This is a genomic window from Methylocystis echinoides (genome assembly GCF_040687965.1).
Classification (GTDB): domain Bacteria; phylum Pseudomonadota; class Alphaproteobacteria; order Rhizobiales; family Beijerinckiaceae; genus Methylocystis; species Methylocystis echinoides_A.
On record NZ_CP156084.1, the window covers coordinates 1,946,006 to 1,960,165 of the forward strand.

Here is a 14,160-nt window from a genome sequence, read left to right on the forward strand (position 1 = left end):
GCGGGATCAGGGCGGATGGGCGTCTGTCACATGCATTACACAGTGACGCTCTTTAAGCTCGCCGAGGAGCCGGATTTGCCAGGAAATGGTTTCAGCGCGCTGGTTTCTGCGTTAGACCACCGAGTATGAAGATCGTGCGACGGTTTGCCGCTTCTCCGTTGTCCGCCTGGCCGTGCGTCGCGATTTTCTCCGGCGCGCTCGGCGTGTCGGCTCCAGCCTGCGCCGCCGATCCATCGCCGTCTTTCAACTGGGCCGGGCTTTACATTGGAGCCAGTCTCGGCGCCGGCCTGCCGCTCCACGGCGGCGAGCGTCTGCAGGCGGTAAGCGGGATCGCTGGGCCCGGCTACGATCTCTATCCGCCGTCCTTCGCCCGGCCCGGCGTCACCGTCGGGGCGCAGGCGGGCTATAATTGGCGGAGCGGTCCCTGGGTCTGGGGTTTCGAGACGGATTTCAGCCTGCTCGAGGGCCGCCGCGCCCCCATCGGAACTTATCCAACCTCCTCGGCCTCTCCTTATCCGCCGTTCTTCTCGCTCAACGCCGGTCCAAGCGCCAATTTCTTTGCGAGCATTCGTGGCCGCGCGGGCGTCGCCTTCGAGCGAACGCTCCTCTATCTCACTGCAGGCGTCGCGTCGGGCGGCGCGCGCGGGCCGACGACGCTTTCGATCGGGGGGTCCGACCTTGCTGCGGGCTGGTCGCAGTCGTCGCGGATGAAATACGCCATTGGCGCCGGTCTCGAATACGCCCTTTCCGGAGAGTGGTCCGCGCGGGCTGAATATCTCTTTCTGAGCCAGGCGCTGAATACGCAGGTTTTCGACGGCGGCGGCGGTTTCGTTTACGCATCGCGGGTCAATAATGAAAACCAGATTCTGCGCTTCGGCTTGAATTATCATTTTGGAGAGGAGGACAGAATCCCCGGCGCGATCGTCTATGGCCAGCGCGATGGCAATCACAACGGAGCCGATCACGGCAAAGGCCATTCCGACGAAGACGTGAAGGAAGAGCTTTACAGCGTCCACGGACAGACGACCAATGTCGGGCAGGCCTATCCGAAGTTTCCCGCCGCCTATGACGGCCCGAACAGCTTCCCCTCGCGTGGCGAGGCGAATGTCGGTTCAACGTCCAATCTGTTCATGGGTCTCAGGCTTTGGCCCGGAGGCGCGGTCTATCTCAATCCCGAGGTCGACGCGGGCTATGGGCTGGCGAATTCCGTCGGCGCCGCCTCCTATGTGAATGGCGCCGTGGCCAAGGTCGGCCGGGCGGCTCCCTATATGCGCTTCCAGCGGTACTTCCTGCGACAGATCTTCGGCCTCGACGGCTCGGAGACCGAGCGGGCTTCTGACGAAGGCTCGCGGAGCGAGGTGCTGGAGTCGACGCAAAATCAGATCTCTGGGCGGGTCGATAAGGATCGGATCATCGTCACGCTCGGCAAATTCGCGGTCGGCGACGTCTTCGACGACAATGTCTATGCGCACGATCCGACGACGGGCTTTTTGAATTTCGCCTTCAACACCATGGGCGCCTTCGATTACGCGGCCGACGCGTGGGGCTACACGAATGGTCTCGCGGTCGAATGGAAGCAGAACTGGTGGACCGCCCGAGGCGGCGTCTTTCAGCTCTCGACGGTCCCTAACGGTTTCGACATCGAGCCGGTTCTGTTTCGGCAATTCATGGGCGTCGCCGAATTCGAGGCGCGATACGAGCTTCTCGGACAGCCGGGCGCAATCAAATTCCTGGTCTATGGCGACAACGGCTACCTGAACAGGGTCGACGAGGCCATTCGCTTCGCCTACGCCACCGGCGAATTTCCGCCCAGCGTCGAGTCGGTGCGGCGCCGCGGGGTGAAGACGGGCGGCGGCGTCAACGTCAAGCAGCAGCTCATGCCGCATCTCGGCTTCTTCCTGCGCGCCAGCATGGCGGACGGACGCTATGAGACTGTCGATTACACCGACATCGACCGCAGCGTCGCCTTCGGCCTCGTCGGCGCGGGCGCGCTGTGGGGCCGCGACGACGACGAGATCGGGGCGGCGGTCGCGTTCAGCGGCCTGCATGGCGACCGCGTGCGCTATTTCGGACTCGGGGGCTTGAGCGTTTATATCGGCGACGGCGCTTTGACCTACGGCGGCGAAAAGAATCTCGAGACCTATTACAAGCTCGGATTCGGCAAGAATCTCGACGCGACTTTCGACTATCAGCTTTTGATAAATCCCGGCCACAACAGCGCGCGCGGACCTGTCAACGTCTTCGGCCTGAGGCTGCGCGCCGCCTTCTGATCAGCTGAGGTAATAAGGCAGCTTCTCCACGAATTCAGGAAAATAGCGCGAGATTACGCTCAGATCGAAACGCCGCAGGATCGACTCCTTGGGCTCGCGATCGAGCAGGAAACGGAAAGCCGCCTCGATCACCCGCTCCGGCGTGGCGCCGCAGGCAAGCCGCACATAATCCGCCTGAGACAGCGTCACGTCGTGGCGGGTCTCGCTCCCGCCCTCGGACACCGTGACGTCGAAGGCGAGCGGATCGCCGTCGCGCGTCGCTGTTACGCTGATCGTCGCCGTCACAGCGCGGCCTCTATGTCCTTCTCGATCGATTGCGGCGTGTCGGTGGGCGCATAGCGCTTCACGACCTTGCCGCTGCGATCGACCAGAAATTTGGTGAAGTTCCATTTGATCGCCTCCGAGCCGAGGAGGCCGGGGGCTTCATGCTTGAGAAGCTTGTAGAGCGGATGCGTCCCATCGCCGTTGACCTCGATCTTGGCGAACATGGGAAAGCTCACGTCATAGGCCGTCGTGCAGAAGGCCGCGATCTCGCTCTCCGGGCCCGGCTCCTGCGCGCCGAACTGGTTGCAGGGAAAACCCAGAACGGCGAATCCCCGGTCAGCGAATTTCCGATAAAGCGCCTCGAGCCCCTTATATTGCGGCGTGAAGCCGCATTTGCTCGCCACATTCACGACGAGCAGGGCCTTCCCTTCGAAATCCTTCAGGGATTGCCTTTCGCCGTCGATGGTCCGGACTTCGATGTCGTAGAGCGTCATGCGCCTCTCCCTCGCGCGGAAAGGCTCGCATAAATTGGCCCGCTACGCCACCATCGTATCCGACGCCTCGGCCTCGAGCGGCCCCTCGTCGAGCCCATACTCCTTCATCTTGCGATAAAGCGTCGAGCGGCCGATGCCGAGGCGGCGCGCGATCTCCGACATTTGCCCGCGATAATGGGTGAGGGCGAAGCGGATTGTCTCCTTCTCCAATTCGTCGAGCTTGCGCATTTCGCCATTGCTGGAGAGCAGCGGCAGAACATGCGGGTCGCGCGTCTCGACGCGAACGATCTCGCGTTCGCGCGGCGGCTCGGCGACGGCGGCGAACGCCGGCGCGGCCGGCACGCGCACGTCGAAGCCGTCGACATGGGCGGCGATCTGCGGAAATTCGGCGACGGTGAGTTCGTCCCCGTCGGCCAGAACGACGGCGCGGAACACGGCGTTTTCGAGCTGACGCACATTGCCGGGCCAGGGGTAGCTCGTCAGAAGCGACAGCGCCTCCGCGGTCAGGCCGCGGATATTGCGGCCCTCCTCGGCGGCGAAGCGCGCAGCGAAGCGGCGCGCGAGATCGGGGATGTCCTCGCGGCGGTTGCGCAGCGGCGGAATGCTGATCGGGAAGACGTTGAGCCGGTAGAAAAGGTCCTCGCGGAACTGGCCGCGCTTCACGAGCTCGATGAGATTTTGATTTGTCGCCGAGATCAGGCGGATGTCGACCCGCACCGGGCGGCGCGCGCCCACGGGGTCGATTTCGCCTTCCTGCAGGGCGCGCAGGAGCTTCACCTGAATGTCGAGCGGCAGTTCGCCGATTTCGTCGAGAAACAGCGTGCCGCCGTTGGCCTCGAGAAATTTGCCCGTGTGTTTTTCAGTGGCGCCGGTGAAGGCGCCTTTCTCGTGGCCGAAGAGAATCGATTCGACGAGATTGGCGGGCAGCGCGCCGCAATTCACCGTGACGAAGGATTTGCCCTTGCGGTCGGAGCCTCCCTGTATGGCGCGCGCGACGAGTTCCTTGCCGACGCCCGACTCGCCCTCGATCAGAACCGGAATGCTGGAATGCGCCGCACGCTCGCCGAGCCGAATGACGCGCGCCATGTCGGGGCTGCGGGAGACCAGATCCTTGAAGGTGAGATGGCCCTGGGCGCGGCGGTTGATCCGGCGCACTTCGCCCGCGAGGGCGTCGGCGGACAGAGCGTTTTTGATTGAAATTTGCAGCCGTTCGGCGCCGACCGGCTTCACCACGAAATCATGGGCGCCGGCGCGCATGGCGGAGATGACCGCCTCGATCGAGCCATGCGCGGTCTGCACGATGACGGGCGTCCCGATCTTTCGGTCGCGCATGCGGGTCAAGACGCCCATGCCGTCGAGGTCCGGCATCACGAGATCGAGAATGAGCAGCGCAATCGGCGCGACGCCCGGCCGCGTCAGCCGCGCCAGCGCCTCTTCGCCGCCGTCCACGGTTTCGGCGTGGTAGCCGAATCGCCTCACCATGGTTTCGAGCAGGCGGCGTTGCACCGGATCGTCGTCGGCAATCAGTATCGTGGGGGTCATGGCGCTCCCGGGGCCCGGTCCGGCGAAGCCGCCCGGGTTGGATGTGAGGCCCTCATGGTTCCCCAGGCAGGGTAAAAGCCGCGTTAATCGGAGCGGAAATTTTGCCTCAATATGAAACGCAAGCCTTTTCGGCGCCTGTAAAATTTTAAGCTTTAGCTTTACCGGCGGCCGCCTTGGCGCACCGCTCGTCGGGTTGATCGCCCTTGGGCTTTGCCCATATGAAAGGCGACCGCCGCAAGCGGCGTCCGCAACTCGAATGGTCTTCGCCATGCGCTTATTTCTCATTGCCCATTCGCCGGCCGAAGCTGCGGCGGGCCACGCCGAAACCCTCCCCGAATGGAATCTCGCCGACCTTTACGAAGGGACTGCTTCCGACCGGCTGAAGGCGGATCTCGCCCGCATGGCGGAGGACGTTGCGCGCTTTGGCGCCGATTATCGCGGCAAGCTCGCGGGGCTCGCCGGCATGCCGGACGCCAGCGCAAAAATCGGCGAGGCCGTCGCGCGCTATGAGGCCTTGCAGGATCTTCTCGGCCGGCTGATGTCCTACGCCGGGCTGCTCTACAGCGGCGACACCACCGATCCGGCGCGGGCGAAATTCTACGGCGACGTGCAGGAGAAGGTCACCAACGCCTCGGCGCAACTGCTCTTCTTCCAGCTCGAGCTCAATCGGCTCGACGACGCGGCGCTGATGGCGGCGGCGTCGACCGCGCCGCTCTCGCGCTGGAAGCCCTGGCTCGAAGATATCCGCAAGGAAAAGCCCTACGAACTCGACGACAAGCTCGAGGAGCTGTTCCACGAGAAATATATTTCCGGCGCCGCCGCGTGGAACCGTCTCTTCGACGAGACGATCGCTTCGCTGCGCTTCAAGGTCGGCGGGCAGGACCTTGCGATCGAGCCGGTCCTCAATCTGATGCAGGATTCGAAGGAAGAGAAGCGCCGCGAGGCGGCGCAGGCGATCGGCGTCACGCTCAAGGCCAATCTTCGGACTTTTTCGCTCATCACCAACACGCTCGCCAAGGACAAGGAAATCTCCGACCGCTGGCGCGGATTTCAGGACGTCGCCGATTCGCGGCATCTCTCGAACCGCGTCGAACGCGAGGTGGTCGAGGCGCTGGCCAAGGCCGTCGCCGACGCCCATCCGCGCCTCTCGCACCGCTATTACAAATTGAAAGCCAAATGGTTCGGCAAGGACGCGCTCGATTACTGGGACCGCAGCGCGCCGCTGCCCGAAACGCCGTCCAAGCGCTATTCCTGGGAGGAGGCGCGGGGCATTGTGCTGTCCGCCTATCAGGGCTTCGCGCCGCGCATGGCGGAGATCGCGGGCGATTTCTTCGACAAGCGCTGGATCGACGCGCCGGTTCGTCCCGGCAAGGCGCCGGGCGCCTTCTCGCATCCGACCGTGCCCTCCGCCCACCCGTACGTGCTGCTCAATTATCAGGGCAAGACGCGCGACGTGATGACCCTCGCGCATGAGCTGGGACATGGCGTCCATCAGGTGCTCGCCGCGCGGCAGGGCGCGCTGATGGCGCCGACGCCGCTGACGCTCGCCGAAACCGCGTCGGTTTTCGGGGAGATGCTGACCTTCCGCGCGCTGCTTGCGCAGGCGCCGGATAAGGTCCAGCGCCGGGCGTTGCTCGCCTCGAAGGTCGAGGACATGATCAATACGGTCGTGCGCCAGATGGCTTTCTACGCCTTCGAGCGCAAGGTCCACGCCGAGCGCCGCAACGGCGAGCTCACCGCCGACCAGATCTGCGACATCTGGATGAGCGTGCAGGGCGACAGCCTTGGCCCGTCGATCCGGCTCGGGCAGGGGTATGAAACGTTCTGGGCGTATATCCCCCACTTCATTCATTCGCCGTTCTATGTCTACGCCTACGCCTTCGGCGACTGCCTGGTGAATTCGCTCTATGGGGTCTACAGCCAGGCGCATGAAGGCTTCGCCGAGCGCTATTTCGCGCTGCTCGAAGCTGGCGGGGCGAAACCCTACAATGAGTTGCTCCAGCCCTTCGGCCTCGACGCCCGCGATCCGGCCTTCTGGAACATCGGTTTGGACATGATCGACGGGCTGATCAGCGAACTGGAGGCGATGGAGGAGGCCTGACGGCGGCGCATTGGTCCATCGCCGGGCGCGCGCGGGATGTGGATGGCCGGGACAAGCCCGGCCATGACGCGTTGGCGGCGGCCGCCCCTCTCTCCATGGGTCATGCCGGCGTTGAGCCGGGCTCCGCGAATCCATCAGCGACGCCTGTGCGTGAATCGACTAGACAGGGGGAATGAACCGGCCTGTCCGCCCGCCTCCCGCATCGAGCCGCCTGCGCCCCTTCGCGGGCTTTGTGCGCATGACGCCGAACGACCTCGTCTCCGGCCTGGTGGCGCCGGTGGTGATCATCGCCACGTCCTTGAGTTACTCGGCGCTGATCTTTTCCGGGCCGCTCGCCGATTATCTGCCGATTGGCATCGGCTCCGGCCTCATTGGCGCAGGGCTGGGCGCGATCGTCTTTGCGGCCTTGAGCGGGCTGCCCTTCGCCGTCGCCGCGCCGGACTCGAAGGCGATCGCCGTGCTGGCCTCCATGGCCGGGCTCATCGCAAATAATCTTTTTCGGCAGGGCCACGCCGACCAGGCCGGTCCGACCGCGCTTGCCGCGGTCGTCCTCGGCTCGGCGATCGTCGGCGTCACGTCTTTTCTTTTCGGCGTGCTGAAACTCGGGCGATGGATCCGCTTCCTTCCCTATCCGGTGATCGGCGGCTTCATGGCCGCTTCCGGCTGGTTTCTGACGAGCGGCGCGATTCGCATCCTGGCGCACGAGCCGCTTTCGCTCAAACTTCTTTCCGACGTCGCCGCCGGGCGGCATGTCGCGCAACTCGCCTGCGGCGTCCTTTTTGCGGCCGCGCTGGCCAAGGCGCAACGCTCCCGGAATCCGCTCGCCTTTCCGGCCTTTCTGGTTCTCGGGACAATGGTCCTCCCGCTCGGGCTTTTCCTCGCCGGCGTCCCCGCGGGCGAGGCGCGCGCGGCAGGCTGGCTGCTGGACTTGCCGGCGTCGTCTTCCGTGTCGCTGCCCGCGTCATGGCTCGCCACCGCGATCGGGCAGGTCGAGTGGCGGGAAATCCTGCGCTATTCGGGCGACTATGTCGCGCTGATCACCGTGGTCGTGGCGACGTTGCTGCTCAGCATCATGGCGCTCGAGGTCGAGAGCCAAGCCGAGGTCGATCTCGACTACGAACTCAAGGTCAACGGGGCCGCCAATATGGTTGCGGCCGTGAGCGGCGGCGCGGCGACGACCCTTTCGGTCAGCCGCACGCTTTTCGGCTTCAAGACGGGCGCCCGCTCCCGTGGCGGCGGCGCGCTCGCCGGGCTGCTCTGCCTTTTCCCTCTCGCGCTCGGCCCGGGCCCACTCGGCTTCGTGCCCGTGCCGATCCTGGCGGGGCTTCTGCTGCAGCTCGGCGTCAGCATGCTCGATGAATGGCTGATCCGCGGTTGGCGCGCCATGCAGCGCGCGGATTATGTGCAACTCGTCGCGATCTTCCTCACCATCGCCTGGTTCGATTTCGTGGCCGGCGTCGGCGTCGGCGTCGTCGCCGCCTGCATCACGTTCGCCGTCAATACGAGCCGCATCCGCCTCGTCAAGCACGGCATGGATCGCAGCAATTTCGCGAGCCGCGTCGACCGACCCAATTATCACGCCGAGGCGCTGCGCCGTCAGGGCGCGGGCATTCAGATCATGTGGCTGCATGGCTTCATCTTCTTCGGCAGCGCGCATAACCTTCTCATGCATATCAAGGAGGCGCTGCGGCGCGAAGAAGCGGCGTGCCGCAGCCTCATCCTCGATTTCCGGCAGGTGCTGGGGATCGATTATTCGGCGGTCATGACGCTTCATAAGCTGCGTCATTTCGCCGAGCGGGAGGGCTTCGACCTCGTCTTCGCCGATCTGCCGCAAAATGTCGCGCGCTCGCTTTCGAAGGGCGGCTTGATCGCCGCGGAAGGCGACGCCATCTGCCACGTCTTTCCCAACCTCGACGCGGCGCTGGAATGGTGCGAGGACCGGCTGCTCGCCAATTCGGCGGCGATCGAAGAAGGCCGGCGCTCGACGCAGGAATGGCTGAAGGCGGAGCTCGGCTCTGACGCCCTGTTCGAGCAATTAAAGTCGTATTTCGCCGTGCTCGAGCTGCAGCCCGGCGACTTCGTGTTCAGGCAGGGCGAGTCGGGGGAGAGTCTCTTCCTGCTGTCCTCGGGCCGCGTCACCATCCTCTTCACCGCGCCCGACGGACAGGACGTGCGCCTGCGCAGCATGGTTGGCCACACCATGCTCGGCGAGATGGGGCTTTATCGGGACATGCCGCGCGGCGCCTCGGTCCTCGTCGACGAGCCGACCGTCGTCTATCGTTTCTCGCAAGAGGCGATTGCGCGCATGGAGCGCGAGGAGCCGGCGCTCGCCCACGCCTTCCATCGATTCGTGGTGCGAACGCTCGCCTCGCGGCTCGATTTCGCCAATCGCGAGGTCGCCGGGCTTCAGCGCTGAACCCGCCCCGCCGACGGCGGCAAGCCCTGAGCGCCCAAAGGCGTCAAACGCCGGCGAGTTCCTTGGGATTTTCCTCGCGCTCGCGGGTCCGGCCGTCCAGCAGACAGCTCACGGTGACGTCGCCCATGACATTGATTGCGGTTCGACAGCGATCGAGGAACCAGTCCACGGTCAGCAGCATGGCGATATATTCGGTCGGCAGGCCAACTGATTTGAAGACCAAAGTCATGGTGACGAGGCCCGCCTCCGGAATGCCCGCCGCGCCGACCGAGGCGACGATGGAGGTCAGGACGACGGCGAATTGTTGGCCGAGCGTCAGTTGCAAGCCGAGAAGCTGCGCGACGAAGAGCGCGGACATGGCCTCGTAAAGGGCGGTGCCGTCATTGTTGAAATTGGCTCCGACCAGCGCGCCGAGACTGGCTGATTGCTCCCGCAATTTCACATTATTGCGCAGGCAGCGATAGGTGACGGGCATCGTGGCGGTGGAGCTTGCGGTCGAAAAGGCCATCACCAGGGCGTCGCGAACGCCGCGCAGCAGCTCCCCTGGACGCACCCAGGACTCGAATCGCACGCGCAGCATGTAATAGCTAGACTGCAGCAGCAGCGCGAGGATGACGGCGATGACGAAGCCGCCCAGCGCCGCGAAGTCGCCGAAGCCTTTCACGCCGACAATGCTGGCGACGACGCCGAACACCGCGATCGGCACGACCTCCACAATCGCCTCCAAAATGACGACGAAGCTCGTCAGCCCGACATGGACCAGATCCTCGACCGTGCGAATCGGATGGCGCCGCACCCGCCTCAGGGCGACGCCAAAGGCGACCGCCAGCAGAATGACGCCGAGGACCTTGCCGTCATCCGCGAAAGGGCCGGCGACGCTGCGCGGCACGCTGTCGAGGAACTGCGCGAGCGGGTCCGTCGTGGCGGCGGCGGCCTTCGACAGTTCCGGCGGCGGCCCGACCTTCACCCACTCGCCGGGTCGAAGGAGATTGGCCACGCCAAGGCCGATGCAGATGGCGACGAGCGTGTTCGTCAGTAGCAGTGCGACCAGCCGAAGGGATTGCCGGCCCCCGAGCGGGGCGCTCATCAGCGCCTGCACAATGGCGAAGAGGATGAGGGGCGGCGCGAGGGCGCCCAGAATGCGCAGAACGAGTTTCGCCGGTATGGCGAGCGCCGCCGCGTTGTCTCCGAGCGCGACGCCCGCCACAACGCCGAGAACAACGCCAGCGAGGATGCGCGCGTAAAGCGGCGTCGCGCGCCATGAGACGAGCCAGCGCGGGCCCCCCTCGATGTGCTTCTCTTCGGAGGACTGCACTTTTGACCGCCCTTTGGAATGACGACCGCCCCGGCAGGGACCGCCGGGGCGTCGCGCTTTGTCTGCCCTGAGGCCGACCAATAGCGGAAGGCGCCCTCGAAGAAAATGGGCGGCGGCGATCTTCCTGCCCGCCAAGCTTCTGGCGCGTGAGCTTGGCTGATCAAACAGCGGCTCACGCAACCCTTGGGCTCAAAATTCCATCCAGTCGCCTTCGACCTCCAATTTTCGCGCCGTCGCCTCGCCGCCGGCCAACGCTTTCAGCGGGCGACGGGGGCGGGGCGCCTGTCGTTGCCGCGGCCCGGCCGCTGTGGTCGCGTCAGAGAGTTGGAAGCTGGAGATGGAGGCGATCAGCGCCTCGGTTTCGCGCTTGAGGTTATGCGTCGCGGCCGTCGTCTCCTCGACCATCGCGGCGTTTTTCTGGACGTCCTGATCCATCTGGGAAATCGCGGCGTTGATCTGCTGCAGCGAGGTCGATTGTTCGCTCGCGCCGACGGCGATTCCCGCAACGATGCCGTCGATTTCCGCGACCGCCTCGACGATGCGGGCGAGCGCCTTGCCGGCTTCGACGACCAGCGTCACGCCTTCGCCGACCTCGTCAGTCGAGGCGGAAATCAGACCCTTGATCTCCTTCGCCGCCTCGGCGCTGCGCTGCGCCAGGGCGCGCACTTCGGAGGCGACGACCGCGAAGCCCTTGCCGGCCTCGCCGGCGCGCGCCGCCTCGACCCCGGCGTTGAGTGCGAGCAGATTGGTCTGGAAGGCGATCTCGTCGATAACGCCGATGATTTGGGCGATATTGTTCGAGGACTTCTCGATGCGGTTGATCGCCTCCACGGCCTGCTGCACGACGACGCCGCTCTTCTGGGCGTCCGACTTCGTCGCGGAGACGACTTCGCTCGCGTGTTTTGCGCCGCTCGCCGTCTTCGCGACCGTCGTGGCGATTTCAGAGATCGCCGCCACTGTTTCTTCGAGGCTCGCGGCCTGCTGTTCCGTTCGGCGCGAGAGATCGTCGGCGGCGCTGGCGATTTCCATCGTCGCGGTGCCGATGAGATTGGCGCCGCCGGCGACATGCCCGATCGCGCCTTCAAGCTGGGTCAGCGCGGCGTTGAAATCCTTCTGAAGCCGGTGATAAGCGTCGGGCAGATTGTCGTTGATGCGATGGGTCAGATCCTTCGCCGACAGGCGCTCGAGGCCGTGGCCGATCGAGTGCGCGACGGCGTCACGCTCCTTGCGCAAGCTGCTTTCCTCCTTCCCGCGGTATTCCGCTTCGATGTGCTTGCGCTCCTCCGCCGCACGATCTTCCGCCGCCTTCTGTTCGAGGCCTTTTTTCTTGAAGTCTTGCAGCGCGCGCGCCATGTCGCCGACTTCGTCGGCGCGCTCCAGCCCGGCGACCGAAACCGCGAGATTATTGTCGGCGATCTGTTTCATCTGCGCGGAAAGCTCGAGAATCGGCAGGACGATCGCCGTTCTGGTCAGCCACCGCGAAACGACGAGGCCTGCGCCAACCGCGACGACAAAGGCGGTGACGGTGAGCAGGATGGTGTTGTCGGCGCTCGTGCGCAGATCCATGCTCGTCTGCGCCATCTCCGCAAAGCGAAGATCGGCGAAGGCCGCCATGTCGGCGGAGAGTTTTTGCACCTTGGCGTCGATGGGTTCCAGGGCCTTCGCCGACTTGGCCTTTTGCTCGAGCTCCGCGGGCTTCGGGCCCGCGCCCGTATCGACGCCGGAAGCGTCGAGGCCAAGCGCATTGGCGCGCTTCGCGTCTTCTGCGATCGTTCGGATCTTCTCGGCGAAAGCCTGAAGCTCCTTCGAATAGTGCGGCAGGAGGCCGGCCGCTTCCTTGAGGAGCGATTGCGCCACTGCAGGGGAAGTGCGGAAGGAGTCCTGTGCGGCGAGCGAAGCGGGGTCATTCGCATGAAAATCGAGCATGACATGCGCCGCATAGGCAATGCCGACCGCAAGGCGATTGGCGCGCATGACCTTGAGCAAAGCGACGTTCGACTGCTCGACCAGAGCGCCGTAGTCGCCGTTCGTTTGATGGCCGCGGTAGACGCCGAGGCCGAGAACGATCGTAAACAAGGCTGTGACGACGGCAAGAGGGATCAACGTCTTGGCGCCGAGTTTCATATCATCGAGGACGAGTCGCATGGCGGCTTCCGTGGCAACGGCGAAATGTTGAAAAAGGCGTAGCGCCCGCATCCGAACGAACGGCGTGGCGGTTCCTTTCTTGGGAGGAAGCGACGTCATGTCGGCATTTGGTCTGGCGGCGTCATGCCTCATGCCCCGGCTCATCGCGCCGGCCGCATCAAACCATCCGTACGGTAACACCGAGTGGATTTAAATTTTCTTATGGTCCAAAGGCGCGCGCTGGGCGAGCGGTCCGCGAGGCTCGGATCGGCGCACGACGAACTTGCGATAGACCAGTCCGTTCGACGACGTCGCCTTTTCCAAGAACACCTGCCGATGCGTATCCGATGTGAAGCCGACGTAAGTGGGGTCTGCTCCGTCCCGGGCCGACGGCGGCTCGGAAAGATCGACAAGGCCCTGGATGATTGGCTGCCATATCGCACGCAGCCGCTCACGTCGATCGCTGGGCGGGGCGTCGACGTCGGCAATGGCGGCCATCTCTTCGTTCGCCGCCTCGATGCGCGATTCGGTCGGCAAGGCGCTCTCTCGGTAAGGTCGTGTCGACGCAAGCCAGATGGCTTCCGTGGGAAACCGCCACTAAACCGCCCGATCTTTTCCCCGTCGTGTCTGGACGGTTTCTGGAAAGCGGCGCGTCAATCTCACGTCGGCATATGAGCAAGGATACGCCCGCCGCCGCAAGACGCGGGGCGGCGGGCGGTTCGGCGCTCGGGAGGCTATGCTCAGGACAGTGCGCCGCCGTTCAGCTCGAGCGTGAGGCATTTGGCTGCGCCGCCGGCTTTCAGAAACTCCGAAAGCGGCGTCACGATCGGAGCAAATCCCGCCGCCGCTAGGCGCGTCTTGAGCGCGTCCGAGCAGGCGTTCAAGAAGATCCGCCCACTGACCTCGACCGCGTTGCAGGCGAAGCCAAGCGCGTCCGTCTCGCTTACTTCGATGCGCTTTTCAGCTGGCGCGACGGCGCGGATGGCGGCGAGCGACGCCTCGTCGAAGGCCGCGGGATAATACATCAGCGATCCGTCCGGCAACGGGCAGAAGCAGGTGTCGAGATGGTAGAAGCGCGGGTCGACGAGCTTAAGGCCGACTGTGCGCCAGTCGAAGATCGTCTCGATCAGGCGCGGCGCCAGATCGCTTGAGCGCCACCCATGGCCGCACCAGATCAGCCGCCGGGCGCGGTCCGGCAGCGCATCGCCGGCGCCTTCGAAAGCCACATCCTCGGGCCAGGCCGCAATCTCGAAGCCCTGGCGGTCGAACCATTGACGGAACAGGCCTTCCTCCGGCCGACGCTCCTTGGCGTGGAAACGCGATACGACCGCGACGCCGTCCAGCACGAGTCCGGCGTTGGCCGTGAAGACCATGTCCGGCAGACCAGATTCCGCGGTCACGAAGGCGAGATTGGCGCAACCGGAGAGATGGCGGCGCAGATTGTCCCACTGGTCGCGCGCGCGCGAGACGTCCGTGCGGCCGATCTGGTTCTCCATCCACGGATTGATAATGTAATCGACGCCGAAGTGATGCGGCGCGCACATCAAGATCGACGCATGGGCCGCGCGCCGCCGCCGCGCGTCATTTTCGAGCGTTTTGATGTGGAGGTTCATTTTGTTTACTGCCCCTCTAAG

10 protein-coding genes are annotated in these 14,160 nt (G+C 64.7%); 3 read left to right on the plus strand and 7 right to left on the minus strand.

Features of this window, described 5'->3' with window-relative positions; genetic code table 11:
• Nucleotides 1-125: 125 nt before the first annotated feature.
• Nucleotides 126-2,270, plus strand: coding sequence for a carbohydrate porin (locus RVU70_RS09490; RefSeq protein WP_363345610.1), 2,145 nt, complete (start codon nucleotides 126-128; stop codon nucleotides 2,268-2,270).
• On the opposite strand, the gene RVU70_RS09495 is transcribed toward RVU70_RS09490, so the two are convergent.
• Genes RVU70_RS09495 through RVU70_RS09505 form a run of 3 tightly spaced genes read right to left on the minus strand, consistent with a single transcriptional unit; the run spans nucleotide 2,271 to nucleotide 4,570 of the window.
• Entirely contained in the window at nucleotides 2,271-2,555 is a 285-nt protein-coding gene (locus tag RVU70_RS09495) for a hypothetical protein (protein ID WP_363345612.1), read from the minus strand.
• Nucleotides 2,552-3,028: a glutathione peroxidase gene (locus RVU70_RS09500; RefSeq protein WP_363345614.1), complete on the minus strand. Its 477-nt coding sequence runs from the start codon at nucleotides 3,026-3,028 to the stop codon at nucleotides 2,552-2,554. The genes RVU70_RS09495 and RVU70_RS09500 overlap by 4 nt, the downstream gene beginning before the upstream one ends.
• A gap of 42 nt (nucleotides 3,029-3,070) precedes the next feature.
• Entirely contained in the window at nucleotides 3,071-4,570 is a 1,500-nt protein-coding gene (locus RVU70_RS09505) for a sigma-54 dependent transcriptional regulator (protein WP_363345616.1), read from the minus strand.
• 268 nt (nucleotides 4,571-4,838) lie between these two features.
• On the opposite strand from RVU70_RS09505, the gene RVU70_RS09510 reads away from it, so the two are divergent.
• Complete coding sequence (locus RVU70_RS09510; protein ID WP_363345618.1) at nucleotides 4,839-6,671, plus strand: M3 family oligoendopeptidase; 1,833 nt, start codon at nucleotides 4,839-4,841, stop codon at nucleotides 6,669-6,671.
• A 172-nt stretch (nucleotides 6,672-6,843) separates the two neighbouring features.
• Entirely contained in the window at nucleotides 6,844-9,087 is a 2,244-nt protein-coding gene (locus tag RVU70_RS09515) for a SulP family inorganic anion transporter (protein ID WP_363345620.1), read from the plus strand.
• A gap of 43 nt (nucleotides 9,088-9,130) precedes the next feature.
• Here RVU70_RS09515 and RVU70_RS09520 read toward each other — a convergent pair whose 3' ends face one another.
• From RVU70_RS09520 to RVU70_RS09535, 4 genes are all read right to left on the minus strand, one after another.
• Nucleotides 9,131-10,402: a dicarboxylate/amino acid:cation symporter gene (locus tag RVU70_RS09520; protein ID WP_363345622.1), complete on the minus strand. Its 1,272-nt coding sequence runs from the start codon at nucleotides 10,400-10,402 to the stop codon at nucleotides 9,131-9,133.
• A 189-nt stretch (nucleotides 10,403-10,591) separates the two neighbouring features.
• Nucleotides 10,592-12,547: a methyl-accepting chemotaxis protein gene (locus tag RVU70_RS09525; RefSeq protein WP_363345624.1), complete on the minus strand. Its 1,956-nt coding sequence runs from the start codon at nucleotides 12,545-12,547 to the stop codon at nucleotides 10,592-10,594.
• 189 nt (nucleotides 12,548-12,736) lie between these two features.
• The gene (locus RVU70_RS09530) at nucleotides 12,737-13,063 is read right to left on the minus strand and encodes a hypothetical protein (RefSeq protein ID WP_363345626.1); all 327 of its coding nucleotides are present in this window, start codon (nucleotides 13,061-13,063) and stop codon (nucleotides 12,737-12,739) included.
• A 203-nt stretch (nucleotides 13,064-13,266) separates the two neighbouring features.
• Nucleotides 13,267-14,139 (minus strand): arginine deiminase-related protein, encoded by an 873-nt coding sequence (locus RVU70_RS09535; RefSeq protein WP_363345628.1) that lies wholly within the window; start codon nucleotides 14,137-14,139, stop codon nucleotides 13,267-13,269.
• Between the last annotated feature and the right edge of the window lie 21 nt (nucleotides 14,140-14,160).

Excerpts from the sequence above, each read along its gene's own strand:
- RVU70_RS09510 (WP_363345618.1), top strand. The coding sequence starts at position 4,839 with ATGCGCTTATTTCTCATTGCCCATTCGCCGGCCGAAGCTGCGGCGGGC.
- RVU70_RS09490 (WP_363345610.1), top strand. The coding sequence starts at position 126 with ATGAAGATCGTGCGACGGTTTGCCGCTTCTCCGTTGTCCGCCTGGCCG.
- RVU70_RS09535 (WP_363345628.1), bottom strand. The coding sequence starts at position 14,139 with ATGAACCTCCACATCAAAACGCTCGAAAATGACGCGCGGCGGCGGCGC.
- RVU70_RS09500 (WP_363345614.1), bottom strand. The coding sequence starts at position 3,028 with ATGACGCTCTACGACATCGAAGTCCGGACCATCGACGGCGAAAGGCAA.
- RVU70_RS09515 (WP_363345620.1), top strand. The coding sequence starts at position 6,844 with ATGAACCGGCCTGTCCGCCCGCCTCCCGCATCGAGCCGCCTGCGCCCC.
- RVU70_RS09505 (WP_363345616.1), bottom strand. The coding sequence starts at position 4,570 with ATGACCCCCACGATACTGATTGCCGACGACGATCCGGTGCAACGCCGC.
- RVU70_RS09525 (WP_363345624.1), bottom strand. The coding sequence starts at position 12,547 with ATGCGACTCGTCCTCGATGATATGAAACTCGGCGCCAAGACGTTGATC.